The sequence below is a fragment of the Sphingopyxis sp. genome, assembly GCF_035250425.1.
Classification (GTDB): domain Bacteria; phylum Pseudomonadota; class Alphaproteobacteria; order Sphingomonadales; family Sphingomonadaceae; genus Sphingopyxis.
Map to the genome: position 1 here is coordinate 1 of NZ_DATFFD010000163.1, position 24,938 is coordinate 24,938.

Sequence of the window (24,938 nt, forward strand, 5' to 3'; positions counted from 1 at the left end):
CATTCGTTCGGCCGCGCGGACAAGAAATTCGAACTGGCCCGTGTAAGAGACGCTGATGCCCGGCGGCAATTTGACGTCGCGTGCGACCGCTAGCTGGATATCGCTTACGAGCGTCTGCAGGTCGCGGTCGCGGCCATCGACATAGATCCAGGTCACCGGTCGGCCATTCTCGCTGCGCAGCATCGGCGGGCCATCGCTGATCCGGACCCTTGCCACGGTGCCGAGCGTGATCTGTTGGCGCGATGGCGTGAGGATCGGGAGAGTTTCGAGCTTGCCGAGGCTGTCGCGGAGTTCGCGTGGATAACGCACGCTGATCGGATAGCGCGCCAGCCCCTCGACCGTCTGCCCGATCGTCTCGCCGCCGATGACGCCGCCAACGATGGATTGCACATCGGCGACGTTGAGCCCGTAGCGCGCCGCCGCGGCGCGGTCGATGTCGACGTCGATATAGCGCCCGCCGGTCAGCCGCTCGGCGAGCGCCGAGGCGACCCCAGGAACCTTGCGGACGACATCCTCGATCCGCTTCGCACTGCGGTCGATCTCGGCCACATCCGATCCAGCGACCTTGATGCCAACCGGACTCTTGATCCCCGTCGCCAGCATGTCGATGCGGTTGCGGATCGGTGGAATCCAGAAATTGGCGAGGCCCGGGACCTTCACCCGCGCATCGAGCTCGGCGACCAGCTTTTCGGGGGTCATCCCGGCACGCCATTGATCGCGCGGCTTGAAGCGGATCGTCGTCTCGAACATTTCGAGCGGCGCGGGATCGGTCGCGGTATCGGCGCGGCCTGCCTTGCCGAACACACTCTCGACCTCGGGCACCGTCTTGATGAGCCGGTCGGTCTGCTGAAGCAGGCTCGACGCCTTGGCGGATGAAATGCCGGGAAGCGCCGAGGGCATGTAAAGCAGGTCGCCCTCGTCGAGCTGGGGCATGAACTCGCCGCCGAGCTGGGTCAGCGGCCACAGGCTGGTCGCAAAGATGAGGCCGGCGATGGCTAGCGTGCGCCGGGGATGCCGGAGAGCCCGGTCGAGCGCGGGACGATAGGCGTGGGTCAGCCAGCGATTGACCGGATTGGCCTGTTCGTTCGGAATCCGTCCGCGAATGAGCCAGCCCATCAACACCGGGACGAGGGTGATCGACAGGATCGCCGCTGCCGCCATCGCATAGGTCTTGGTGAAAGCGAGCGGCCCGAAGAGTTTCCCTTCCTGTCCTTCGAGCGAGAAGATGGGAAGGAACGAGAAGGTGATGATCAGGAGACTGAGGAACAGCGCCGGACCCACCTCGGCAGCGGCGTCGGTGATGACACGCCACCTTTCCTTGCCCGCGAGTTCTTCACCGGGGTGATCCCTTTCCCAATGCTCGAGATGCTTGTGGGCGTTCTCGATCATCACCACCGCGGCGTCGACCATCGCGCCGACCGCGATCGCGATGCCGCCGAGCGACAGGATATTGGCGTTGAGGCCCTGGAACCGCATCACAATGAAGGCGATCAGGATGCCGAGCGGCAGGGTGAGGATCGCGACGAGCGCCGAGCGCGCGTGCCACAGGAACAGCGCGCAAACGAGCGCGACGATGATGAATTCCTCAACGAGTTTCGAAGTCAGATTGTCGACTGCGCGGTCTATCAGCCCCGACCGGTCGTAGGTGGTGACGATCTCGACCCCCGGTGGCAGGCCTGCCTTGAGCTCAGCGAGCTTGGCACGCACGCCCTCGATCACCTCGCGCGCATTCTGGCCCTGGCGCATCACGATCACCCCGCCCGCGACTTCGCCTTCGCCGTTGAGCTCGGCGATGCCGCGCCGCATGTCGGGGCCGATCTGGACCGTGGCGACATCGCCGACCGTCACGGGAATACCACCCGCCGCCGTGCGAACCGGCACCGCGCGGAAATCGTCGAGGCTTTTGAGATAGCCGCTGGCGCGCACGATATATTCGGCCTCGGCCATTTCGACCGTCCCGCCGCCGCTTTCCTGGTTGGCGCGCTGGAGTGCCTCGGTCACCTCCTGCGCCGTCACGCCATAGGCGGCGAGCTTCGCCGGATCGACGAGGACCTGATATTGCCGCACCATGCCGCCGATGCTCGCGACCTCGGCGACGCCGCGCACCGCCTTGAGCTCGAAGCGCAGAAACCAGTCCTGGAGGCTGCGCAGCTCGGCGAGATCATGGCGTCCGCTCTTGTCGACGAGCGCATATTCATAAATCCAGCCGACTCCAGTAGCGTCGGGGCCGAGCGACGCCCGGGCGCCTTCGGGGAGGCGACTTTGCACCTGGCTCAGATATTCGAGCACCCGGCTGCGCGCCCAATAAAGGTCGGTGCCGTCCTCGAACAGCACATAGACGAAACTGTCGCCGACGAAACTGTAGCCCCGCACGACGCGCGAGCCCGGAACCGACAGCATCGTCGTGGTGATCGGATAGGTGACCTGATCCTCGACGATACGCGGCGCCTGGCCGGGATAGGTCGTGCGGATGATGACCTGCACGTCCGAGAGGTCGGGGAGGGCGTCGACCGGCGTCGTCCGGACGGCGGCAACCCCGATCAAGGCCAGGATCAGCGCCGCCGCGACGACAAGGCGGCGCGCGGCGACCGATGCGCGAATGATCCGTTCGATCATTTCGCATTGTCCAGCGGCCGGACCGCGATGCCGGTCAGGCTTGCTTCGGAATCGAGCAGGAACTGGCCCGACGCCACGACCTTCTCGCCCGCGGCGAGGCCGCGCAGGATTTCGGTCTTGCCGCCGCCTTCGCGCCCGGTCTCGACCTGGGCAGGGTGATAGCGGCCATCGCCCATCTCGAGCATCACAATCGTTCGCGTCCCGGTGCGGATGACCGCTTCGCTCGGCACAAGCAGCGCGGGCTTGGTATCGCCGCCCAGTGCAACGCTCGCGAACATGCCGGGGCGGAGCCGCCCGCCACTGTTCGCAAGTTCGACCCGCACGGTCAGCGTTCGGCTGTCCGCCGCCGCGGTCGGCAGGATCGCGACGACGCGGCCGGCGAAGGTCTCGCCCGGAAAGGCAGTGAGCTTCGCGCTCGCGCGCTGGCCGACCTGCACAGCGCCGGCCTGCGCTTCGGGGAGCGCGGCATTGAGCCATACCGTTCCGAGGCCGGAGATTTCGGCGAGCGTCTGGCCGGCGGCGAGCGTTACGCCGGCGCGGGCGCCCAGAGTCTGGATGACGCCGCCGATCGGCGCGCGAACAGTCATAGTCCCGCTCGTCCGGCCGCTGCGATCCACCTGAGCGATGACCGCCTCAGGCATGCCCATCAGGCGCAGGCGTTGCCGTGCCGCGGCGGTGAGATCGGGGCGGCCAAGGCGTTTGACGCTGAGATATTCGGTCTGGGCGCCGCCCCATTCGGGCGATTGCAGGTCGGCGATCGGGGCACCCGCGCGAACCACATCGCCGGGCGCGAGCCGATAGACGCGCTCGACGAAACCGCCCGATCTTGCCTGGACGATCGCGACGTCGCGCTGATTGAAATCGACTGTCCCGGTGACGTCGAGCGTTGCGGCGAGGCTACCCATTTCGGCGGCCACCACCCGGATACCGAGGCTTTGCCGGGCCGAGGCATCGACCGATATGCCGGGTGAGGCCGCATTCGCACCGCTCCCGTCAGCATATTTGGGAACCAGCTGCATATCCATGAAGGGTGACTTGCCGGGCTGGTCGAACTTCTGGTTCGGGAACATCGGGTCATAATAATAGAGTATTTTGCCGGGATCGCCGGTCGCCGACCCGGCCACTGTCTCATTTTTGTCCCGCTGCCCGAGCCAATAGCCGCCGCCGCCGGCAACCAGCACCGCGGCCATCAGTGCGGCGCGCCACCGGGCCGCCGTCGTCTTCGCATCGGTCATGGCCGTGCCTCCCCATAGGTGAAATTGATGCGAATCGTGTCGCGCGCGACTTCGGCCTCGCGCCCCAGCGCATCGACCTCGGCTTCGGCGAGCGTCAGCGTTGACAGGAGCGCGGTCCCGAGATCGAGCCGGCCCGCCCCGAAGCTCTCGAGATCGAGCTGGGCGCGTTTCTTGGCGAGCGGAACCAGCCTCGTCCGCGCATTGGCAAGCTGCTCGTCGTGCATGCGGTGCATGGCAAGGTCGGCCGAGAGCGCCGCCGCGATTTCGCGCTCTGCGGCTTCGCGATCGAGGCGCGCCCGGGTCGCTTCGCTCGCGCGCGCGGCGATCTTTGGATCCTGGCGCTTGGCGGTGAAGAACGGCAGGTCGATCGTGATCCCGACCGTGACGAGGTCGCCATAATTGGGCTCGCGCCGGCCATAGGCGGCATTGACCGTCCAGTCGGGCCGCTTCGCGGCGCGTGCGAGGCCGGTCTCGGCGTCGGCAGCGATCGTCCGGGCGTCATAGGCGCGCAGCCGCGGCAGTGCGGAAAGGCCATCGCGCAGCGCATCGCCATCGACCGCGAGCGGCGGCGGCGCGCCCGCCGTGTCGGCAGCCGGATCGCCGGTGAAGCGAATGAGTTGCGCTTGGAAGCGCGCGATCTCGGCGGAAAGCGCGCTCCGCCGGTCGGCCACTTCGGCCCTCAGCTGTTCGGGTTCGAGCGCCTGCGCCGGGCGCGCGGCGCCGCTGGCGAGGCGCGCAGTGACCGTCGACTGGAGATCGTCGAGACCGTCGTCGAGCAGCTCGAGTTCCTTGAGCCTTTTCTTTGCATAGAAAAGATCGATCCACGCGAGCGCGGTGGCGAGGCGCACATCCTGCGCGGTGACCGCCTGCTCGGCCTCGGCAACCTTGATGTCTGCGCCGGCGCGCTGCGCCCGCGCGCGCCGCTTGGCGGGATTGGTGAATTCCTGGCTGATACCGATGACCTGCATCGTGAAATCGTCGCGATTGAACCGGCCCGCGTCGGGGCCCGTGGCCGGAAAATCCTTGATCGCAAGATCGAGTTTCGGGTCGGGCAGGCGGTCGGCCGCAATCGCAGCCGATTCGGCCGCGCCGACGCCCGCCTCGCGCGCCTTCAGTTCGGGTGCCTGACGTTCGGCCAGCCGCAGCGCATCGCCGAACGTCAGGGGCTCGGCGTGCAGGGCGGCGGGCAGCAGCGCTGCCAGGGCGGTTGCAAATATGATGCGCATGATGGGCCTCTCTTGCGGACATGGTGGCGGAACCGTCCCCAGCGCGGATCGCCGGCGACGGGAGCCGTCAGCCTTCGGAGGGCATCGTCGCCTTGCCGAACATCGACTTCATGCAGTCGGCCGCATCGGACTTCATCATCGCGCAGTCGCAATGCGCCATCTGCGAGGCCGCGTCCCTCACCCAGACGCGTGTGCGTGAGGCGATGTTGGACTTGTTCGGTCCGGGAACGTAGCGCTCCTGCCATTCATAATGACCATCCTTCTTCTCCTGAGCGAAGGACGGCGCGGCAAAAGCGGTGGCCGCAAGAATTGCGGCAGCAAGAATCATTTTCATGGTGAATTCCTCGATTGAAAAGCCTGGAACTGCGCGTCGGAAGAGGCCGGCGCGCAACATGCAGTTCAAGCGAGGAGTAGCGGCGGTTCGGGCTCGGGGCCGAAGCTGCGTCCGACCAGCCGCTGTACGGCAAGCGGATCGGCCAGTTCGCGCTGGTAATCGGCAACCGCAAGCGGCGCAGCGGGCGTGACGACCGCCAGCGGAATGGCGCAGCCCATCTTGGCGATGCAGTCGAGCGTCATCCCCTTGCACGGTTGATCGGGCTTCGAGGTATCGACGCCCATCATCTCGGCGCACTCGGCACTCATGGCCGGTGCCGCAACGGGCTGCTGCCCTTCGATGATCGGGCGCGCCATCGCGAACGCCGTCTCCTGACCGAAGAGGCCAAGGAGCGCGCCTGCGAGAAGCATCAAGGTCAGCCAGCGTTTCACGGTAAATGCATGATCCTTGCAGCAACTTTCGTCAATTTGAATCGGGGCGGGATAGCTGTTCCCTATTCGCGGGGAAACGACGTCCAGTTACGCGGCGTCCGTGCCTCTTGTCTTCATTCTCTTGTTCCGCCGGGCGACTGCGATCCGCGCCCGTCGCGATGTCTCGTTCAGATTCTTACGAACCGCAGCCGCAGCGAATTGGCTATCACGCTGACCGACGAGAGCGCCATCGCCGCGGCGGCGATGATCGGCGACAGGAGCAGCCCGAAGACTGGATAAAGCACCCCCGCCGCCACCGGAATGCCCGCGACATTATAGGCGAAGGCGAAGAAGAGATTCTGGCGGATATTGGCCATTGTCGCATGGCTGAGCTGCCGCGCCCGGACAATGCCTAGAAGGTCGCCGCGCAGCAACGTCACGCCCGCGCTTTCAATCGCGACATCGGTTCCCGAGCCCATCGCGATGCCGACGTCGGCGGCCGCCAGCGCCGGGGCGTCATTGACGCCGTCGCCCGCCATGGCGACGATCCGGCCTTGCTCGCGCAGCCGCTGGACGACCGCACTCTTCTGGTCGGGAAGGACATCGGCCTCGACATCGTCGATGCCGAGGCGCCGGGCGATCGCCTCGGCGGTGACGCGGTTGTCGCCGGTCAGCATGATGACCTTGATTCCGGCCCCGCGTAGGGCCGCAAGTGCCTCGCCTGTCGTCTCCTTGACGGGATCAGCGATGGCGATGACGCCGGCCGCTTTTCCGTTGACCGCAATATAGATCGCCGTCGCACCATCGGCGCGCAGCCGGTCCGCCGCCTCGGCAAGCGCACCCAAATCGACGTCATATTCTTCGAGAAAATTTGCGTTGCCCAGAACGATCGCCTTGTCATCGACGATCCCCACGATGCCCTTGCCGACCGGCTGGTCGACGCCCGAGGGTTCGACGAGCGCGAGGCCTCTGTCTTCGGCTGCCTTGACGATGGCTGCCGCCAGCGGATGCTCGCTGCTGCGCTCGAGGCTCGCGGCAATCCGGAGCAGATCCTGCTCTTCGAAGCCATCGGCGACTTCGATAGCGACGACCGATGGCTTGCCCTCGGTAAGCGTTCCGGTCTTGTCGACAACGAGGGTGTCGATCTTTTCCATCCGCTCAAGCGCCTCGGCATTCTTGATCAGGACGCCGACTTCGGCGCCGCGGCCCACGCCGACCATGATCGACATCGGCGTCGCGAGCCCGAGCGCGCAAGGGCAGGCGATAATCAGCACCGAAACGGCGGCGATCAGGCCATAGGCCATGGCGGGCGCCGGGCCGAGAAACGACCAGACCAGGAAGGCGATGACCGCGACGACGATCACGCCCGGCACGAACCAGCCCGACACGGTATCTGCGAGACGCTGGATCGGCGCGCGGCTACGCTGCGCATCTGCCACCATCTGAACGATGCGGGCGAGCATCGTGTCGCGCCCGATCTTTTCGCTGCGCATGACCAGGCCACCGGTCTGATTGATCGTCCCCCCGATGAGTGCGGCGCCGGCCGCCTTGGTGACCGGCATCGATTCGCCGGTGACCATCGACTCGTCGACCGTGCCGCGCCCTTCGAGGACGGTTCCGTCGACCGGGACTTTCTCGCCGGGACGGATTCGCAGGACGTCGCCGACCGCCACATCGTCGAGCGCGATTTCCTCATCGCTTCCGTCGCTGGCGACGCGCCGTGCGAGCTTCGGCGTCAGATCGAGAAGCGCGCGGATCGCGCCGCTTGTCGTCTCGCGGGCTCTCAGTTCGAGCACTTGTCCGAGCAAGACGAGCACCGTGATAACCGCCGCTGCCTCGAAATAGACCGCCACCGAGCCGTCGGCAGCGCGGAAGGCGGCGGGGAATATGTTCGGCGAGATCGCCGCGATCATGCTGTAACCCCATGCGACGCCCGTCCCCATCGCGATGAGCGTGAACATGTTGAGGCTCTTGTTGCGGATCGAGAGCAAGGCGCGCTCGAAAAAGGGCCAACCCGCCCACAGCACAACGGGCGTCGCGAGCAACATCTGGATCCAGTTGCTTGTCTGGCGACCGACAAATTGGTGGAGGCCGGTGAGATGGCCGCCCATTTCGAGCGCGACGACGGGAAGAGCTAGAATTAGCCCGAACCAGAAGCGTCGCCGCATGTCGCGATATTCATCGCTGGGGCCTTCCGATGCGGTCGGCATGACAGGCTCGAGTGCCATGCCACAGATCGGGCAGCTTCCGGGACTATCGCGCTGGATTTCGGGATGCATCGGGCAGGTCCAGATGCCAACTTCGGGCGGATCGACAGCGACCGGCGCACCTTTCGTGGTATAGCGATCTGGATCGGCTTCGAATTTGGCGAGACAGCCTGCGCTGCAAAAATGATATTGTTCGGCGCCACGCGTAGCGATGTGCGGCGTGGTCGCCGGGTCGACCGTCATGCCGCAAACCGGATCGGTCGTGCTCCCGCTGCCTTTGCCCGCGTCCAGATGATCGTGCATCGTTGCCGCTCCCGTCCATATCGGTTGCCCGCCTGATGGCAGGGCCGTCCGAACGCCCCCGGTCGAGTTCGCCGATGGCGTCCTTCCTGACGGTTCCAGAATGGAACCGCTCCTATCGATACGCGAGAAACGCGGTTATCCCTCGGATTTTCTTTGCCCCTGCGGTCAGGCCCGGGGGCTTGCCGGTCAAATCGGTTCGGTGCCGGCGAAGGGTTCGAGCGTGCCGAACCAGGCCACGAGCGCGAGGATGGCGAACGCGGCCAGCGCTTCGAGAATCAGGCTTTTGCGCATGGCTGCAAGCGCCCGGTCGGGGTCGGCATCGATGCTTTCGTTCTCGGTTCCCGAGACTGCCGCCGCGAGCGCGGGAGCAAGCCGCCAGCGGTTCGCAGCGGCGAGCGCCAGCATCAGTCCGAACAGCACGAGCTTGGCGACGAGCAATTGTCCATAGGGGGAGCCGAGAGACCGGCCGAGATTCTCGGCGCCAACGATCATCTGGCTGTTGATCAGGCCGGTTCCGGCGATGACGAGGACGCAGATCGTGCCAATGAGCGAAAATCGATCGAGGCTCCGCGCCGCGATGCGCAGCCCGTCAGGTATCTCGCGGATACGTCGCGGCGAGATCAGCAGATGAAAGGCGCCGATCGCGCCGATCCAGACCGCCGCCGCGATCATATGGGCTATGTCGCTGACCCTGTGAACGGTGCCCGCGGTGCCTTCGGTCGCTCCCGCGTGGCCCGACCAGACCAGAGTAGCAACGGCCACGAATCCCGCAGCGACCAGCGTGGCAGCTGCGGTCGCCGGTCGGCGCGTCATCCAGATCGACGCCGCCAGCGCGAGCAGAAGTGCGGCACTTCGGGTTATCCAGGCCATCCCGACATCGGTTTCGCGCACGAGGTCCCAGAATGGCTGGAGTTCCAGGGATATGAGCCCGACGCCCTGCATTGAGGCCGCCAGCACGCCCATCCCGAGGAGAGAGAGAAGCAGTCCGGCGGCGCAGAGCCATCGCTCCGCACGCCAGATCGCGGCCATCGGCTCCGGCGCATGGCGCTCGCTTTGCGTCAGCGCGTACATCGGGAACGCCGCGAGGCCAGCGATGAGCATCAGGTCCGCATAGAGTGCGAACCTGATGCCGATCAGGACGATGTCGCCCACCGCCCTACTTTACGGTGAAGCTGAACTCGCTGCCCATGCGGTGCGTGTCGGCACCCGCCGCCGACCATTTCACCTTATAGGTTCCGGGGGTCAGCGGGCGTTTGACCATCAGCATCATTGACTTGCCGTCCTTACCCATCATCGACGAGTAAGGAATCTTCATCGGTGCGTGATTGGCCATGCCCGGCATTCCCGTCATGACAAGTTCGGTCTTGACCGTCGAGGCGATGACCTTTTCGTTGAATTTCAGGTCGATCTTGGTCACCTTCGAAACCGTCGAATTGGCAGCGGGCGTCGAGCCGACAAGCTTGGTGTGCGCGCCAGCCGCGACCGGGACGAGAAGCAGCGCGACAGCTGCCGCGGTAGAGGGGAGAATGGACTTGAACATAAAGACCTCCAATTGCGTGTCTGTCCTGCTAATACGCAAGGGGCCGGCCTAACCCTCATGCGAGCCAGATGAATATCGCTGCGTGAGGGGTAGTTGTCGTTCGCGCGTATGAACAATGTAAGAGGTTTTGGTGAGTTGTATCGATGAACGAAGAGCTGCACATTTTGAATCGGATCGGCCTGCCTGCCGGGCTGGACGCGCTTGACGATCGCGTCATGGGCGCCTTGGCGGTTCGCCGGCGCGAAGCGATGGCGACGCGGCGCCTCATGGCGCTCGCTGCCTTCGTGTCGCTCGGCGGCGGGATCGTTGTCGGCAGCGCCATTTCGGAACCCGCCGTCGCGGCAAGTCCGCTAAGCCCGTTCGGGCCGGCAAGCGCGCTGGCGCCCTCGACCTTGCTGGAGTCGCAATAGCAATGTCTTCGCGCCGACTGCTTCTCGTAGGCCTTATTGCCTTCGCCGCGGCCATTGCCGGCGTATTCGTCGGCCGGCTGGTGAGCGATGCGCCCAAGGCAAGTGAAACCGAGCTTCATGCGCTCCTCCACGATCAGCTCGATCTGACCCCGGTGCAGGACGCGAAAATCGAACGGATCGAGGCGGACTTCACCCGCCGCCGCCGCACGCTCGAACTCGAGATGCGGGCTTCAAATGTTCGGCTCGCGGAGGCGATCAAAGCTGAGCATGGCTATGGACCCCGAGTGACCGAAGCCATCGACCATACGCATGAAGTCATGGGGACGCTGCAAAAGGAAACGCTCGTCCATCTTTTCGCCATGCGTGCGGTCCTCGATCGCGACCAGGCGGAAATGTTCGACGAAAGCGTGGTCAAGGCGCTGACCGCCGATGCGCGGTGAACCCTGGCCTTTCGCAAACTAGCGACCAGGATCTGGCAGCCTATGCGCGCGCCGGGCGCGACGATGCCTATCGCGAGTTGCTCAGCCGGTACAAGGCGCCGGTCTATCGACTGATCGTCAAACATGTCGGCGACCCCGACGAGGCGCTCGATCTGACACAGGAAACCTTCCTCGCGGGATTTTCTGCGCTGAGCCGCTATGATGCCGACCGTCCCTTTCGTGTCTGGATTGCCCGTATCGCGATCAACAAATGCCGCGATTGGGCGCGCCGGCGCAAGGTGCGCGCCTTCTTTTCGCGTGCCTTGCCTCTCGAGAGCGCGCATCATGTCGCCAGCGATATTCCCTCGCCCGACATGGAGGCGAGCGACCGGTTGGAACTCGCCAGAGTTCGCGGCGCGATTGCGCAGCTGCCGCAAAATCTGCGGGAGGTCCTGCTCTTGCGCGGCATGGATGATGTGAGCCAGGCCGAAGCGGCGGCGATGCTCAATGTGAGCGAGAAAACTGTCGAAACCCGTCTCTATCGCGCCCGGATGCGGTTGAGGGACCTGCTGGCTGATTCGAGCAGCCCGGCTTAAAGTGACGTCCTGCATCCTGTCTCGAAAGGGTTCGGTCTATTCGGGCATTTTGGGTGAGGGGCGACCGCCCCGCATGCGTATGGCTTTAGGAACAGTCAGTAACGGTCGGGAAGAAAAATGCAGATAGACAGGCGTCGATTTGTAAATGGGGCATTGGGCGGTGGAGCGGCCGCTGCGATTGCCGCATGGTTCCCCGCTTGGGCCCAGTCGGGATCGACCGGTATCACCGCGCCCGTTCCAACCGTTTCGGGCAACGACATCACATTGCGTATCGCACGCCAGACGATGCGCATCGACGGTAAGCTCAGTCGCGCGATCGGCATCAACGGCACGGTGCCGGCGCCGCTGGTGCGTCTCAAGGAAGGACAGACGGCGAAGCTCACCGTCGTCAACGACCTCGACGAGGATAGCTCCATCCACTGGCATGGCCTGATCCTGCCGTTCCAGATGGACGGCGTACCCGGCGTCAGCTTTCCCGGCATCAAGCCGCGCTCGACCTTCACCTATGAATTTCCCGTCGTTCAGTCGGGCACCTATTGGTATCACAGCCATTCGGGGCTTCAGGAACAACTCGGTCATTATGGGCCGATTGTCATCGACCCCGCCGGCACCGATCCGATCGGTTATGATCGCGAGCATGTCGTGGTCCTGTCCGACCATAGTCAGATCTCGCCCGAAGCGATCTTCCGCAAGCTCAAGGTCAATCCCGGCCATTTCAATATGCAACGCCAGACCTTGTCCGGCCTCCTGGCCGGCAAAGATCAGTCGCTTGCGGAGCGCATCGACTGGGGCAAGATGCGGATGGACCCGACCGATGTCGCCGACGTCAACGGCTCTACCTACACGTTCCTCGTCAATGGCCACGGCCCGCGCGACAATTGGACCGCGCTGTTCAACCCGGGCGAGCGCGTGCGGCTGCGGATCGTCAACGCCTCGGCGATGACGATCTTCAATGTCCGCATTCCCGGCCTCAGGATGACGGTGGTGCAGGCCGACGGACTCAATGTCGTGCCGACCGAGATCGACGAATTCCAGATCGCCGTCGCCGAAACCTATGATGTGATCGTGACCCCGGTCGGGGACCGCGCCTACACGCTCGTCGCCGAGGCCAACGACCGGTCGGGGATGGGCCGCGCGACGCTCGCGCCGCGCGTCGGCATGGTCGGCGAGGTTCCGCCGCTGCGCGAACGACCGCTCGCGACGATGAAGGACATGGGCATGGGCGACATGGACATGTCGGGCGGCTCGATGGCGGGAATGGATCATTCGGGCGGCAGCGATATGGGCGCAATGCCCATGCCGGCGAGCGACCCATCCTGTGCGCCCGAACATGCCAAGATGGGTCATTGCACGCCGACGGGCGATGGCGGCGCAATGGCAGGCATGGATCATGGCTCGGGTGGCGGCATGCAGCACAGCATGCGCGACTTCAGTGTCGCGCCGCAGGTCAAGCGCGATCCCAGTGTCCAGACGATCTCGCCGATGCCGGTCGATCGCATGGGCGAACCGGGGCAAGGGCTTGAGGATATCGGACACAAGGTGCTGACCTATCACGATCTCGTCGCGCTCGAGCGTAACCCCGATGTGCGCGCCGCCTCGCGCTCGCTAGACATCCACCTCACAGGCAACATGGAACGCTTCATGTGGTCGTTCGATGGCGTGAAGATGTCCGACTATCATGAGCCCATCCCGTTTATCGAGGGCGAACGGGTTCGGATCAACCTCATCAACGATTCGATGATGAGCCATCCGATCCACCTGCACGGCCATTTCTTCGAGCTGGTCACCGGGAAGGGCGATCGCTCGCCGCGCAAGCACACTGTGCTCGTCCAGCCCGGCGGAACCGCGAGCTTCGACTTCACCGCCGATGCGCTCGGCGACTGGGCGTTCCACTGTCACCTCCTCTACCATATGCACGCCGGAATGATGCGCGTCGTCAGCGTCCGTCCGAAAGGGGACGCCGAATGACCCGGATCGCGCTTCTCCTTGCGGGCATCGCGCCGCTGGCCTTTGCTGTCCCGGCAGCGGCCCAATCGATGGATCATTCGATGCACGGCGCGGCGCCCGCACCGACACCCGCTCCTTCGCCAGTGCCGGCGCCAAAAGCGCCGGCCGCAACCGATACGGCCGCAGACGGGTCGATCGAGCAGATGGATCATGGCGCTATGCCGGGCATGGATATGGAGCCCGAGGCTTCGACCTGCCCGCCCGAACATGCGGCAATGGGCCATTGCACGCCCGCGTCGGAGGCTTCGGGCAAGGACGCATCGGACATGGGAGCGATGGACGGCGCATCGCCGGCGCCGGATCCCGATTGCCCGCCCGAACATGCCAAAATGGGCCATTGCACCCCGAAGGTTGCGGACCCCATGGCGGGGATGGAAGACATGGAAGCGGCGAGCAGCGGTACGGACTTGCCGCCGGGCGACGCGGTCGCGCCCGCACCGCCCGCTGACTGGTATGCCGATCGCATTTATCCGAAGGGTGAGATGGAGCATTCGCGTCACGAGATGATGAAGGAAAATGGCGCACAGACCATCGCCTTCATCAGCTTCAATCTCGCCGAATATCAGGCGCGCAAGGGGCGCGACGGTTTCCGCTGGGACGGCGAGGCCTGGTATGGCGGCGACATCAACCGGCTGACGCTCAAGAGCGAGGGCGAAGGCGCGTTCGGCGACGGTATCGAAAGTGCCGAGGTGCAGGCGCTCTACAGCCGGGCGATCGGGCCCTATTTCAATGCTCAGGCGGGGATCCGGCAGGACCTTGGACCCGGCCCTGACCGCACCTATGCGACGATCGGTTTCGAGGGGCTCGCCCCCTATTGGTTCGAAGTCGAAGGCGCGCTGTTCCTTTCGAACAAGGGCGACCTGCTCGCCCGTCTGGAAGGCTATTACGATCAGCGCATTACCCAGAAATTGATCCTCCAACCGATGGCGGAGATGAATTTCGCTCTGCAGGATGTGCCCGAGACCGGCGTCGGCTCGGGCCTCTCCGACGTCGAGCTCGGACTTCGCCTGCGCTACGAGGTCGTGAAGGAGTTCGCGCCTTATGTGGGCGTCGAATGGGCGCGCAAGGTCGGCGACACCGCGCGCTTCGCGCGCGCGGCGGGCGAGGATCCGAGCGGAGTCAGCTTCGTGATGGGGGTGCGGGCCTGGTTCTAGAAGTTTCGCGGGGTGGCAGGACGTCGAGGAGAAATGCCATGAAACCAGCCTATCGCAGCCTCGCGCTGCAGACGATCGTCAGCGGCATCATCATGTATCTGGTGATGTTCGTCATGATCGACCGCCTCTCGAGCTTCTACAACAATCTCAACATGTTCTACATGACGCTGATGATGGTCGCACCGATGGTCGTGCTGATGATCGTCGCAATGCCGGGCATGTTTCCGTCGAAGCGTCTCAACACGCTTCTGCTGCTCGGATCGGCGGTCGCCTTCTTCGGGAGCTTTGCGCTCATCCGGACGCAGACGACGATCGGCGACACCGCCTTCTTGCGTTCGATGATTCCGCATCATTCGGGCGCCATTCTCATGTGCGAACAGGCCTCTCTCAAGGATGCCGAAATACGCCAGCTCTGCCGCGGCATCATAGCGGGGCAAGCGGCCGAAATCGACCAGATGAAGTCCATTCTCGCGAGGAAATGACATGAAAAGTCCGATGACCCGGCGCCATCTTCTCGGTCTGGTTGCGGCCGGATCGGCGATGATGCTTGCCGGCTGCAATTCTTCCTCGCGGCCCTCGGCGGCCGAAGAGAAAAATGGCAACGCGCGCACACCGGACGCCAATGCGCCGAATAGCAGGCAGATGCTCGTCTATCGCGATCCCGAATGCGGTTGCTGCGAAGCGTGGGCGGATATCGCGCGCAAGGCCGGTTATCAGGTGACTGTCGAAAATCGCGCGGACATGGCTGCGGTCAAGGCGCGGCTTGGCGTGCCCGACCAGCTCGCGTCATGCCACACCGCCCTGATTGGCGGTTATGCGATCGAAGGTCATGTGCCGATGCGCCATATCGCGAGACTTCTCCACGACAAACCACGCGACATTCGCGGGATTGCCGTGCCCGGAATGCCGCGTGGGTCTCCGGGCATGGAAATGCCCGATGGCAGTACGGACGCGTTCGACGTGATGGCGTTCAGCGGCGACGGCAAGATTTCTGAATTTCGCGCCTGACGTCGCGCCACGACTGGCGCGGACGCTGCTCCGACCGGCGGCATCTCGTCTCACGCGCCGCTGCTGCGGACGCGCGGGCTTGCGCGCAGCGCCTCGGGCGAGCGTGAACCAAAATGCCCATCAGCATGCGAAGTACGCCCTCCGGCGATTCGCGCGTCCTGCACATATCGTTCGCAATAGCCGCGGCGCGGAAAGCTCGACACGCGAGAGCCGGTGTAATTTAATTACCAGAATTTGAGACATGACTACGCGCCGCAGGTGCGGGCTCGCTCCATAGGAAAAAAAATGTCTTGGACATGAGGGGTAGGTCTTCGGCGTGCGTATAAAGCATATCCGATGCGACCCGGCGAAATGAAGCTAACTTATTGAAGTTAGGCAATAATTGCTATTGACCTGTATATACATTTGATGCTCTCTACGGTTCAGAACGTAACCAACAGGGGGTTTCGCATGTCGATCAAAAAATCATTGCTCGCGAGCGCGGCGGCGGTCGCAACTATCGCAACGCCGGTCTTCGCGCAGGAAGCGGTGGGCACCAGGCCCGCTGCGGAGGCCAGCGATGCGGGGAGCGACATCGTCGTAACCGGCTCGCGCATCCGCCGCCAGGATCTCGCGGGCGTTGGGCCGGCGACGGTCGTTTCGGCCGAGCAGATCGAGAACACCGGGGTCGTGAATATCGAGACGGTGCTCCAGCGCCTGCCGGCCAACGCCGGCTTTGCGGGCAACCAGACCTCGGCCTATTGGACCGGCAATGGTTACGGCACCGCGCAGGTCAACCTGCGCGGCCTCGGCATCAAGCGCACCCTCGTGCTGCTCAACGGCCGCCGCCTCGTTGCGGGCGGCACGGGTGCGAACTCGTCGCCCGACCTCAACATGATCCCGGTCGTCGCGCTCGCGCGCACCGACGTCCTCAAGGACGGCGCCTCGGCGATCTATGGCGCCGATGCGATGGCGGGCGTCGTCAACCTCGTCACCCGGACCGACTATGAGGGTCTCGGAATCAGCGCGCGGCAGGGGATCACCGAAAAGGGCGATGGCTCGGATTTCACCGCCGACCTGATCTGGGGCATGCGCAACGACCGCGGCGGTTTCATGGCCGCGGTAACCTACCAGAAGACCAGCGCCGTCAACATGGCGACCCGCGCACCTTGCTCGCTTGCGGAAACCACCCCCGGCACGCTTGGCTGCGTCAACAGCGCATCGACGATCGGCGGACGCGCGGTGCTGCCAAACGGCCAGCAGATCAACTTCAACCAGGTGCTCGGCGGCAACGGAAATTTCTTCGAGCCCTACAGCGCGGCGAAGCATAATTTCAATTCGGCCCCGTTCCTCAATGCCGTCAGCCCCGTCGAGCGCGTCAGCACGGCCTTCTTCGCCGACTATGACCTGACCGACAATATCGAGGCGTTCGGCGAATTTCTCTACACGTTCCGCAAGTCGAACCAGATCGCGACGCCCGGCACGCTGCGCAACCTGTCGATCGCGGCGAGCAACCCCACCAATCCGACCGGCCAGAATATCGTCCTCATCCAGCGGCGCCTCGCCGAACCGGGTGCGCGCCAATTCTTTCAGGAGACCGACACCTGGCAGGGCACCTTTGGCCTGCGCGGCAAGCTGTCGAACAACTGGGGCTGGGAAGTCGCGGGCAGCTTCGGTCGCAATACTGCGGTCGATGGGTCGACCAACATCGCCAATCTCGAGCGCGTTGCCAACACACTCGACACAAGCAAGTGCAGCCTCGCTGCGGGCGCCTCGATCCCCTGCGCCGATTATCTCGGCTTCGGCGATCTGACGCCCGAGGTTCTCGATTATATCCTCTTCACCTCGCGTGACCGCGGCGGCAACGAGCTCGCGACGGTCACCGCGGATCTCAACGGCGACCTGTTCAAGCTGCCTGCGGGACCCGTCTCCTTCGCGGCGGGTGTCGTCTATCGCAAGGAAAAGGGCTGGCGCGATCCCGATCCGCTGACGGTGCTCGGCATTGCCAACACCAATCAGCAGGATCCAATCTCCGGAACGAGCACGGCGAAGGAGGCCTATCTCGAACTGTCGGTGCCGATCCTTGCCGACGCGCCCTTCTTTCAGGCGCTGACGGCGGGCGGTGCGGTGCGCTATTCGGACTATGACCTGTTCGGCAGCGACTGGAACTATAAGGCGAGCCTCGACTGGGTCATCAACGACAGCTTCCGCCTGCGCGGCACCTATGGCACCGGCTTCCGAATTCCCAACGTCCCCGAGCTGTTCGGCGGCGTGTCCGAAGGCAATCTGACCACGACCGATCCCTGTTCGCGCTATGCGACGAGTGGCAATGCGACGCTGATCGCCAATTGTCAGGCGTCGGGCGTGCCAGCGAACTATGTCCAATTGGGTACGACGATCCTGACGACAGTGGGCGGCAACGAGAATCTGAAGCCCGAAAGCTCGACGACCTGGACCGTCGGCACCGTGATCTCGCCGAAGGGGCTCATCCCGGGCCTGTCGCTCACCGCCGACTGGTTCGATATCAAGATCAAGGACGCCATCCGCGCCATTCCTGGATCGACCAAACTCGGCATCTGCTACGCGAGCCAGAATCTTTCGCATCCTTTCTGCGAAGATTTTACGCGCAGCCCGCTGACCGGCGAGGTCACCTTCCTGTCCGCCCAGCCGATCAACACCGGCCGCGAGGAGATGAACGGGCTTGACCTCGGACTCGTCTATAACAACAACATCGGCAGCGTGAATGTCTCGTTCGACGTCAACCTGACTTATCTCAACAAATATGTCGTGCTGCCCTTCCCGGGTGGCGCACCGATCGATTTCGACGGCTTCATCGGCGGCGGCAACGGCGGTTATCCGAAGTGGCGCGGCTATGGTGTGCTGACCGCCGAAAAGGACGGCGTCAGCGCGACCTGGTCGACCCAGTGGATCGGCAAGGCGACCGACTTCAACGCGGCACCGGGTGACATCGGCTACAGCACCCCCAATGTCTTCTATCACAATCTCCAGGTCGCTTTCGAAATCGACGAGAAGACGCGCTTCCAGGTCGGCGTCGACAATCTGTTCGATCGCAAGGCGCCCTACATCCAGAGCTTTACCGATGCGAATACCGACACCATGACCTACGATCTGCTCGGGCGGCGCTTCTACGTCGGCTTCCGGACGGCTTTCTGAGGTAAACGACATGGCAATCCGTTGGCCGCTGCTTGTTCGGCGGACACATAAATGGCTGGCCTTGGTGGTCGGGGTCCAGGCTTTGCTCTGGACGTTGACCGGCTTCTATATGGTGGTCGTCCACATCGACACCATTCACGGCGACAATCTGGTGCGCCCCCCAGCGGCCCAGCCCTTCGACCTCGATGGCCTCGCAGCGCCATCGAAGGTCGTCGCGGCGGCGCCGGGGGCGTCCGAAATCCGCCTCCAGCGCTTTTCGGGTCGACCGGTCTGGCGCGCTGAAACGCCGGAGGGCGCGCGTCTGTTCGATGCCCGTTCGGGTGCGCCGCTGCCTGCTCTGACCGAGTCCCAGGTCCGGGCGCAGGCGCGGCGCATCTATACCGGGGACGGCAAGATCGTTTCGGTGCGGCTGCTGACCAAGGCCCCCCAGGAAATGCAGGCGCGCAAACCACCCTATTGGCAGGTCGAGTTCGCAGGGTGGAATCGCCCGACGCTCTATCTGTCACCCCAGACGGGCGAACTCATCTCACGCCGTCATGCGCTCTGGCGCGTCTTCGACTTCGCCTGGATGCTCCACATCATGGATTATGACCAGCGGACCGACGTCAACAACCCGCTGCTCCGTGTCGCAACCTGGAGCGCCTTCGCCATGGCGCTGACGGGCGCGTGGCTGCTGATCTGGTCCTTCAAGCGCCGCAAGAGGAAGACGGCATGAAACGCATTCGGCTGACGCCGCTCTTTTTCCGCCGCATCCACAAATGGGTGGGGCTTATTCTCGGGCTCCAGTTCCTGCTCTGGGCCTTGAGCGGCTCGGTGATGGCGCTGCTCGACAAGGACAAGGTCGGCGGACACGGCGGCGGGATGTCGCATGCGCATCCCTTGCCGGCCGGCGAATATTTCGACGTTGCCGCCTTGCCGCGCGGCGAGCCTGTCACCGGCGTGGTCTTGCGCGATCTCGGCGCCCGGCCGGTCTATGAGCTTCGTTCGACGAAGGGCATCCGCCTTGTCGATGCCACCACCGGCAAAGACATGCGTGTCGATGAGGGCATGGCGCGCGAAGTCGCGTCGATGATGAATGAAGCACCAATCCAAAAGGTCAGCATACTCGCAAAGCCCAATCTCGAGGCACGCGATCATGAAGGGGCGATGTGGCGCATCGACTTTGCCGACGCCGAGAACAGCAGTGCCTATGTCTCGCTCGACACCGCACGCTTCCTCGTGATGCGCGGCGATACCTGGCGGACATGGGACTTTTTCTGGATGCTCCACAATATGGATTATGTGAACCGGAAGAGCTTCAATCACCCGTTGATCATCTTTGTGGCCTTCGGCGCGCTGTGGCTATCCGGGACCGGCTTCTATCTGCTCTTTAAAAGCTTTAGCCGCGCCGATTTCCGCTGGTTGCGCCGGCGCCGCAAGCCTGTGGTGACCCGCAGCACAACCTGACCATTGGTCGTCAATCGTCGATCGAAAAGGCGGCCGAGAGTTCGAAGCGCGAGCCGGGATGCGTCAGCCAGGCGTGGCTGACGAGGCGTGAGTGGCTCCATGTCCGGCGCGTCATCCGCAGCACCGGTTCGGCGTCCGACAGCCCAAGCATGCCGTGCGTTCGCGCGTCGGGCATCTCCGCGCGGACCCGGTGCTCGACCCGTTCGAGCGGCGCGGTTTGTGTCAGATATTCGTTCGGCGTCGTCTGCGTGAAGTCCATCTTTCCATAATCGGGGGCAGCCGACGCAAGCACGAAACGCTCCTCGAGCTGGATCGGGAATTCCGCTTCGTGATGGACGATGATCGAGTGGAACAATTTTGTCCCGACCGGAACTTCCAAAAGCGCCGCCATTTCGGCATTGGCCCGGATCTCGTCATTCTGCACCACACGGGCACGATAAACATGACCGCGCTCGCGTATTTCTTCCGCAATATTCCGAATTTCGATAATCTGGCCGATCGGTTTCGGCTCCGCAATAAACGACCCGCTACCGGCGCGGCGAACCAATATGCCCGCAGCCTGCAACTCGCGGAGGGCTCGGTTCGCGGTCATGCGCGATACGTCGAACTGCTGGACCAGTTCCGCTTCCGAAGGAACACGGTCGCCGGGCTTCAAGTGGCCGTCCCGCACGGCGTCGCAAATGCTTTGCTTGATTGCCGCATAGCGTGGCGCTGCGCGGCCGTCCTTGTCCTTGGTCTCACTTCGCCGGGAACCGGCTGAACCTTTTGAATTGTTTGAACCGCTTCCGGCAGTGCGAGGGCTGAAATCCATAACCCGTCTATACAGGTTGGTGCGGGGAAATTCCAAGCGGCTGAACGGGCGAAGGAAAAAATATCATGTTCCCGGTAAACCCGCCATCTCGGCCGGCGTGATGACAGGCTCGTTGCGGTCCTTCCGCTCCGAATAGCGGTCGACGAGCTGCTCAGCATGACCGCGCGTCAGCACGGTGAAGCGCACCAGCTCCTCGGCAACATCGACAATCCGGTCATAGTAGCTCGAAGGCAGCATGCGGCCTGCCTCGTCGAACTCGGCATAGGCTTTGGCGACGCTCGACTGATTGGGGATCGTGATCATCCGCATCCAGCGGCCGAGAATGCGCAACGTGTTCACGCTGTTGAACGACTGCGATCCCGCCGACACCTGCATCACGGCGAGCGTGCGTCCCTGCGTCGGACGGAGGCCCTTATAGGCGAGCGGCAGATGATCGACCTGCGCCTTCATGATGCCGGTGATCTGCCCGTGGCGCTCGGGGCTGCACCAGACGTGACCTTCGGACCAAAGCGAATGCTGGCGCAGTTCCTCGACCGCCGGATGATCGTCATCGGCGATCAGGTCGGGGAGCGGGAGGTCCGACGGATCGAAGATGCGCGTCTCGCAGCCGAACAGCTGGAGCAGACGCGCGGTCTCTTCGACGACGAGCCGTGAATAGGAGCGTTCGCGCAAGGACCCGTAAAGCAGCAGGATGCGCGGCGCCGGATCGAGCGGGCCAAGTCCGAGGCCGGGCTGCGACCGGATATATTCGGGACGCAGCGCCGGAAGATGATCGGGGTCGGGGAGCGTGCGCAGGCGGGAGAAGCTTGTGGCAGGCATGGTCAATCTTTCGCGGGGGTAGAGGCCGGAAACCAGCGGCGTCCGAACCAGAAGGCGACGCTGACCAGCAGAATGAGCACCGGCACTTCGACAAGCGGGCCGATGACCGCTGCGAAAGCAACGGGGGATGCAAGGCCGAAGGCGGCGATGGCGACGGCGATCGCCAGCTCGAAATTGTTGCCTGCCGCGGTGAAGGCGACCGCCGTCGTGCGCGGATAATCGGCTTCGATGAGCTTCCCCATCCAGAAGCTGATGACGAACTGGACCACGAAATAAATGGTCAGCGGGATCGCGATACGGACGATGTCGCCCGGAATGGTGACGATCTCGCTCCCCTTGAGGCTGAACATCGCGACGATCGTGAAGAGCAGCGCGACGAGCGTGATCGGCGCGATCTTGGGCAGGAAGCGCGTCTCGTACCATTCGTTGCCCTTGGCGCCCGCCAGTATCTTGCGGGTCAGGAAGCCGGCGAGGAACGGGATGCCGAGATAGATCAGAACCGCCTCGGCGACGGTCCAGAAGCTGACGTCGATCACGCTGCTTTCGAGCCCGAAGAGCGGCGGCAGCACGGTCAGGAAAAACCAGGCATAGACGCTGAAGAAGAGAATCTGAAAGATCGAGTTGAAGGCGACGAGCGCCGCGACATATTGATTGTCGCCCTTCGCAAGCTGGTTCCAGACGATCACCATTGCGATGCAGCGGGCGAGGCCAATAAGGATCAGGCCCGTCATATATTCGGGCTTGTCGGACAGGAAGATCACCGCGAGCGCGAACATCAGCACGGGTCCGATGATCCAGTTCTGGATCAGCGAGATCGCGAGAACGCGCTTGTCCTCGAACACCCGCGGCAGCTCTTCATAGCGGACGCGCGCGAGCGGCGGATACATCATCAGGATCAGGCCGATCGCGATCGGGATGTTCGTCGAGCCCCAGGAGAGGCTGTCGATCGCGGCGGGGAGCCCGGCGAAGGTCGAGCCGAGCAGCACGCCCAGCGCCATCGCGAGGAAGATCCATAAGGTCAGAAAGCGGTCGAGGAACGACAGGCGTTCGCGCTTCGGTTGCGTCATCGAATCTCTCCTCAGGCGCCGAGGCGGTTGCCGGCGTCGTCGACGACCTGTTCGCCGTCTTCCTTGGCGAAGGCGCCGCGCTGCCGCGCCGGGATGAGGTCGAGCACCACTTCCGAGGGACGGCAGAGCTTCACGCCGAGCGGCGAGACGACGAGCGGCCGGTTGATCAGGATCGGATGCGCCATCATCGCGTCGATGAGGGCGCCGTCGTCGAGGCTGGGATCGCCGAGACCGAGATCAGCGTAGGGTGTGCCCTTTTCGCGGAGGAGGTCGCGCGGGGCAATACCGGCGCGTTCGATCAGCTGTTCGAGCAGCGCACGCGAAGGCGGCGTTTTCAGATATTCGACGACATGCGGCTCGATGCCGGCGTTGCGGATCATCGCGAGCGTGTTGCGCGACGTGCCGCATTCGGGGTTGTGGTAGATGATGATGTCGGTCGTCATTCGGCCGACTCCGCTTCGCTCGTCGAGCCTTCGGTGCGGCCGATTTCCTTGAGTTTCCGTTCCATCGCCATCTCGTCGATGCTGTCGTGCGGCAACGCGAGGAACAGCGAGATGCGGTTCGAGAGATAATGGAGCGCATGTTCGAACGCTTCGCGCTGGCCAGGGCCTGCGACTGCGGCAGGATCTTCGATGCCCCAGTGCGCGGTCATCGGCTTGCCGGGCCATGCCGGGCATGTCTCGCCGGCCGCATTGTCACAGACGGTGAAGATGAAGTCGAAGCGGGGGGCGCCGGGCTGCGAGAATTCGTCCCAGCTCTTCGAACGCAAATCCTGCGTCTCGAAGCCGAGTTCGTTGAGCAGGGAGAGCGCCTGCGGATGGACGTCGCCCTTGGGGAAGCTGCCGGCGCTGAAAGCGCGAAAGCGTCCTTCTCCGAGCCGGTTAAGCAGTGCTTCGGCTAGGATTGAGCGCGCACTGTTGCCGGTGCACAGGAATAACACATTATAGGTCTTGTCGGTCATCACCGTCTCCTCGTCGCGGTTGCGGCGTGCGCGAAGAAAGGCGCACGCTGGAATTCGTTCGGGCAATCAAAGGCGTGCCGTGTCTGGAGATCGCGCGCTCAGCAGCAAGCCAGCTCGGCGAGCAGTGGCTCGCAAAGCTCGGCTCGTCCCTGGCAGCAATCCTTCGCGAGGAAGAGCATCAAGCCGCGTAGCGTATCGATGTCGGCGCGCTGGTTGATCTGCCGGCCGCGCTTCTCGGATGTCACGAGCCCCGCTTTCGCGAGGACGGCCAGATGGGTTGAGAAGGTGCTTTGCGAGAGGCCCGATGCCTCGACGAGCTGGCCGGTCGAAAGCCCTTCAGGCTCCTGCTGAATCAGCAAGCGGAAGGCTTCGAGGCGGGTCGGATGTGCCAGCGCAGCGAGCGCGCCAAGGGCCATGTCGGTATTCATATATCGGGATTATCCGATAGGTTCGGCCGCGTCAACATCTATCGGAAAAATACGATGCGTAAGATAGACGGCGCCTTATTCGTGTTTGTGTCGCGGAAGCACAACCGCACCTAGTGGCTTGATTGCCCGACCGTGGCAGACCAGTCTGGCCAAATTCCGATTCTAGGGTGTGCAAACATGGATGTCCGGCAAATCGTCATCGGGGACGCACCATCGGTGCAGGCGATTTACGCTCCCTATGTAACCGACACCATCGTCTCCTTCGAAGAAGTGCCGCCCGACATCATGGAGGTGGAGAGGCGCATTGCTGCCATTCTGCCGCGCTATCCCTATCTCGTCGCCGAAGAGCATGGGCGAATTGTCGGCTACGCTTACGCCTCCGAGCATAGGACTCGCGCGGCATATCGGACATCTGTCGATGTAACAGTCTATGTGGCGCCGGGCGCACAGCGAAGCGGCGTGGCGCGACATTTATATTCCCATCTGCTCCCGGCCGCAGCGAGCTTGGGTTATCACGCTGCTTTTGCGGGCATCGCATTGCCAAACCAGGCAAGCGTCGGACTGCACGAAGCTATGGGGTTCGAGCCGATTGGCATCTACCGGGAGGTCGGACGTAAATTTGATGCCTGGCACGATGTCGGTTGGTGGCAGCGACTGCTGTGAGCGATGCGGAAGAGAGGTTGAGGCAATTTCGCTGATAACGGAAGGCGCCTTCACCTAGGAGGACGACCGGTCTCGGCCAAATCCGGCGCCCACCTAGCCGGTCACGTCCTGTCCGTTGGTGGTCG

25 protein-coding genes are annotated in these 24,938 nt (G+C 63.7%); 11 read left to right on the forward strand and 14 right to left on the reverse strand.

Annotation, left to right across the window (positions count from 1 at the left end):
* From VJ811_RS09555 to copC, 8 genes are all read right to left on the reverse strand, one after another.
* Positions 1-2,616 (reverse strand): CusA/CzcA family heavy metal efflux RND transporter (locus tag VJ811_RS09555; protein WP_324072041.1); only part of this gene is annotated, 2,616 nt, incomplete at its 3' end.
* Positions 2,613-3,851, reverse strand: a complete 1,239-nt coding sequence (locus VJ811_RS09560; RefSeq protein ID WP_324072042.1) for an efflux RND transporter periplasmic adaptor subunit — start codon at positions 3,849-3,851, stop codon at positions 2,613-2,615. The genes VJ811_RS09555 and VJ811_RS09560, both read right to left, overlap by 4 nt.
* Positions 3,848-5,077, reverse strand: a complete 1,230-nt coding sequence (locus tag VJ811_RS09565) for a TolC family protein (protein WP_324072043.1) — start codon at positions 5,075-5,077, stop codon at positions 3,848-3,850. Before VJ811_RS09565 ends, VJ811_RS09560 begins: the two co-directional genes overlap by 4 nt.
* A 67-nt stretch (positions 5,078-5,144) precedes the next feature.
* Entirely contained in the window at positions 5,145-5,471 is a 327-nt protein-coding gene (locus VJ811_RS09570; RefSeq protein ID WP_324072044.1) for a hypothetical protein, read from the reverse strand.
* A 5-nt stretch (positions 5,472-5,476) separates the two neighbouring features.
* Positions 5,477-5,842, reverse strand: coding sequence for a hypothetical protein (locus VJ811_RS09575; protein WP_324072045.1), 366 nt, complete (start codon positions 5,840-5,842; stop codon positions 5,477-5,479).
* Positions 5,843-6,009: 167 nt separating this feature from the next.
* Positions 6,010-8,331, reverse strand: coding sequence for a heavy metal translocating P-type ATPase (locus VJ811_RS09580; protein ID WP_324072046.1), 2,322 nt, complete (start codon positions 8,329-8,331; stop codon positions 6,010-6,012).
* Positions 8,332-8,517: 186 nt separating this feature from the next.
* Positions 8,518-9,483 (reverse strand): copper homeostasis membrane protein CopD, encoded by a 966-nt coding sequence (gene copD / locus VJ811_RS09585; protein ID WP_324072047.1) that lies wholly within the window; start codon positions 9,481-9,483, stop codon positions 8,518-8,520.
* 4 nt (positions 9,484-9,487) lie between these two features.
* Positions 9,488-9,871, reverse strand: coding sequence for a copper homeostasis periplasmic binding protein CopC (gene copC, locus VJ811_RS09590; RefSeq protein ID WP_324072048.1), 384 nt, complete (start codon positions 9,869-9,871; stop codon positions 9,488-9,490).
* Between the two features lie 143 nt (positions 9,872-10,014).
* Here copC and VJ811_RS09595 point away from each other — a divergent pair, with 143 nt between their 5' ends.
* The 10 genes from VJ811_RS09595 (at position 10,015) to VJ811_RS09640 (ending at position 20,064) form a co-directional block, all read left to right on the forward strand.
* Positions 10,015-10,281 (forward strand): hypothetical protein, encoded by a 267-nt coding sequence (locus VJ811_RS09595; protein ID WP_324072049.1) that lies wholly within the window; start codon positions 10,015-10,017, stop codon positions 10,279-10,281.
* A gap of 2 nt (positions 10,282-10,283) precedes the next feature.
* Positions 10,284-10,721: a periplasmic heavy metal sensor gene (locus VJ811_RS09600; protein ID WP_324072050.1), complete on the forward strand. Its 438-nt coding sequence runs from the start codon at positions 10,284-10,286 to the stop codon at positions 10,719-10,721.
* Positions 10,718-11,296: an RNA polymerase sigma factor gene (locus VJ811_RS09605; RefSeq protein WP_324072051.1), complete on the forward strand. Its 579-nt coding sequence runs from the start codon at positions 10,718-10,720 to the stop codon at positions 11,294-11,296. The genes VJ811_RS09600 and VJ811_RS09605 overlap by 4 nt, the downstream gene beginning before the upstream one ends.
* A gap of 117 nt (positions 11,297-11,413) precedes the next feature.
* Positions 11,414-13,264 (forward strand): copper resistance system multicopper oxidase, encoded by a 1,851-nt coding sequence (locus VJ811_RS09610; RefSeq protein WP_324072052.1) that lies wholly within the window; start codon positions 11,414-11,416, stop codon positions 13,262-13,264.
* A complete protein-coding gene (locus VJ811_RS09615; protein ID WP_324072053.1) occupies positions 13,261-14,457 on the forward strand; it encodes a copper resistance protein B in 1,197 nt (398 codons plus the stop codon). Before VJ811_RS09610 ends, VJ811_RS09615 begins: the two co-directional genes overlap by 4 nt.
* A gap of 38 nt (positions 14,458-14,495) precedes the next feature.
* Positions 14,496-14,939: a DUF305 domain-containing protein gene (locus VJ811_RS09620; protein ID WP_324072054.1), complete on the forward strand. Its 444-nt coding sequence runs from the start codon at positions 14,496-14,498 to the stop codon at positions 14,937-14,939.
* 1 nt (position 14,940) lies between these two features.
* Positions 14,941-15,465 (forward strand): DUF411 domain-containing protein, encoded by a 525-nt coding sequence (locus VJ811_RS09625; protein ID WP_324072055.1) that lies wholly within the window; start codon positions 14,941-14,943, stop codon positions 15,463-15,465.
* Between the two features lie 450 nt (positions 15,466-15,915).
* On the forward strand, positions 15,916-18,618 hold the full coding sequence (locus tag VJ811_RS09630; protein WP_324072056.1) for a TonB-dependent receptor domain-containing protein: 2,703 nt from the start codon (positions 15,916-15,918) through the stop codon (positions 18,616-18,618).
* 10 nt (positions 18,619-18,628) lie between these two features.
* Entirely contained in the window at positions 18,629-19,333 is a 705-nt protein-coding gene (locus VJ811_RS09635; protein ID WP_324072057.1) for a PepSY domain-containing protein, read from the forward strand.
* Entirely contained in the window at positions 19,330-20,064 is a 735-nt protein-coding gene (locus VJ811_RS09640) for a hypothetical protein (protein WP_324072058.1), read from the forward strand. Before VJ811_RS09635 ends, VJ811_RS09640 begins: the two co-directional genes overlap by 4 nt.
* 10 nt (positions 20,065-20,074) lie before the next feature.
* Here VJ811_RS09640 and hutC read toward each other — a convergent pair whose 3' ends face one another.
* From hutC to VJ811_RS09670, 6 genes are all read right to left on the reverse strand, one after another.
* Positions 20,075-20,911 carry a histidine utilization repressor gene (hutC, locus tag VJ811_RS09645; protein WP_324072059.1) on the reverse strand — a complete coding sequence of 279 codons (837 nt, stop codon included), beginning with the start codon at positions 20,909-20,911 and terminating at the stop codon, positions 20,075-20,077.
* A 27-nt stretch (positions 20,912-20,938) separates the two neighbouring features.
* On the reverse strand, positions 20,939-21,694 hold the full coding sequence (arsH, locus tag VJ811_RS09650) for an arsenical resistance protein ArsH (protein ID WP_324072060.1): 756 nt from the start codon (positions 21,692-21,694) through the stop codon (positions 20,939-20,941).
* A 2-nt stretch (positions 21,695-21,696) separates the two neighbouring features.
* Entirely contained in the window at positions 21,697-22,761 is a 1,065-nt protein-coding gene (gene arsB / locus VJ811_RS09655; protein ID WP_324072061.1) for an ACR3 family arsenite efflux transporter, read from the reverse strand.
* Positions 22,762-22,772: 11 nt separating this feature from the next.
* A complete protein-coding gene (gene arsC, locus VJ811_RS09660) occupies positions 22,773-23,204 on the reverse strand; it encodes an arsenate reductase (glutaredoxin) (protein WP_324072062.1) in 432 nt (143 codons plus the stop codon).
* A complete protein-coding gene (locus VJ811_RS09665) occupies positions 23,201-23,722 on the reverse strand; it encodes an arsenate reductase ArsC (protein ID WP_324072063.1) in 522 nt (173 codons plus the stop codon). The genes arsC and VJ811_RS09665 overlap by 4 nt, the downstream gene beginning before the upstream one ends.
* Positions 23,723-23,820: 98 nt before the next feature.
* A complete protein-coding gene (locus tag VJ811_RS09670; RefSeq protein ID WP_324072064.1) occupies positions 23,821-24,150 on the reverse strand; it encodes a metalloregulator ArsR/SmtB family transcription factor in 330 nt (109 codons plus the stop codon).
* A 177-nt stretch (positions 24,151-24,327) separates the two neighbouring features.
* Here VJ811_RS09670 and VJ811_RS09675 point away from each other — a divergent pair, with 177 nt between their 5' ends.
* Positions 24,328-24,813, forward strand: coding sequence for an arsinothricin resistance N-acetyltransferase ArsN1 family B (locus tag VJ811_RS09675; protein ID WP_324072065.1), 486 nt, complete (start codon positions 24,328-24,330; stop codon positions 24,811-24,813).
* Positions 24,814-24,938 lie beyond the last annotated feature (125 nt).

Bases quoted from the DNA above. Each gene is read 5' to 3' on its own strand.
- arsC (WP_324072062.1), bottom strand. From the start codon at position 23,204: ATGACGACCGACATCATCATCTACCACAACCCCGAATGCGGCACGTCG.
- VJ811_RS09560 (WP_324072042.1), bottom strand. From the start codon at position 3,851: ATGACCGATGCGAAGACGACGGCGGCCCGGTGGCGCGCCGCACTGATG.
- VJ811_RS09630 (WP_324072056.1), top strand. From the start codon at position 15,916: ATGTCGATCAAAAAATCATTGCTCGCGAGCGCGGCGGCGGTCGCAACT.
- copC (WP_324072048.1), bottom strand. From the start codon at position 9,871: ATGTTCAAGTCCATTCTCCCCTCTACCGCGGCAGCTGTCGCGCTGCTT.
- arsH (WP_324072060.1), bottom strand. From the start codon at position 21,694: ATGCCTGCCACAAGCTTCTCCCGCCTGCGCACGCTCCCCGACCCCGAT.
- VJ811_RS09640 (WP_324072058.1), top strand. From the start codon at position 19,330: ATGAAACGCATTCGGCTGACGCCGCTCTTTTTCCGCCGCATCCACAAA.
- VJ811_RS09625 (WP_324072055.1), top strand. From the start codon at position 14,941: ATGAAAAGTCCGATGACCCGGCGCCATCTTCTCGGTCTGGTTGCGGCC.
- VJ811_RS09635 (WP_324072057.1), top strand. From the start codon at position 18,629: ATGGCAATCCGTTGGCCGCTGCTTGTTCGGCGGACACATAAATGGCTG.
- VJ811_RS09570 (WP_324072044.1), bottom strand. From the start codon at position 5,471: ATGTTGCGCGCCGGCCTCTTCCGACGCGCAGTTCCAGGCTTTTCAATC.
- VJ811_RS09600 (WP_324072050.1), top strand. From the start codon at position 10,284: ATGTCTTCGCGCCGACTGCTTCTCGTAGGCCTTATTGCCTTCGCCGCG.
- VJ811_RS09665 (WP_324072063.1), bottom strand. From the start codon at position 23,722: ATGACCGACAAGACCTATAATGTGTTATTCCTGTGCACCGGCAACAGT.
- VJ811_RS09580 (WP_324072046.1), bottom strand. From the start codon at position 8,331: ATGCACGATCATCTGGACGCGGGCAAAGGCAGCGGGAGCACGACCGAT.
- VJ811_RS09595 (WP_324072049.1), top strand. From the start codon at position 10,015: ATGAACGAAGAGCTGCACATTTTGAATCGGATCGGCCTGCCTGCCGGG.
- VJ811_RS09620 (WP_324072054.1), top strand. From the start codon at position 14,496: ATGAAACCAGCCTATCGCAGCCTCGCGCTGCAGACGATCGTCAGCGGC.
- VJ811_RS09675 (WP_324072065.1), top strand. From the start codon at position 24,328: ATGGATGTCCGGCAAATCGTCATCGGGGACGCACCATCGGTGCAGGCG.
- arsB (WP_324072061.1), bottom strand. From the start codon at position 22,761: ATGACGCAACCGAAGCGCGAACGCCTGTCGTTCCTCGACCGCTTTCTG.
- VJ811_RS09670 (WP_324072064.1), bottom strand. From the start codon at position 24,150: ATGAATACCGACATGGCCCTTGGCGCGCTCGCTGCGCTGGCACATCCG.
- VJ811_RS09615 (WP_324072053.1), top strand. From the start codon at position 13,261: ATGACCCGGATCGCGCTTCTCCTTGCGGGCATCGCGCCGCTGGCCTTT.
- VJ811_RS09610 (WP_324072052.1), top strand. From the start codon at position 11,414: ATGCAGATAGACAGGCGTCGATTTGTAAATGGGGCATTGGGCGGTGGA.
- VJ811_RS09565 (WP_324072043.1), bottom strand. From the start codon at position 5,077: ATGCGCATCATATTTGCAACCGCCCTGGCAGCGCTGCTGCCCGCCGCC.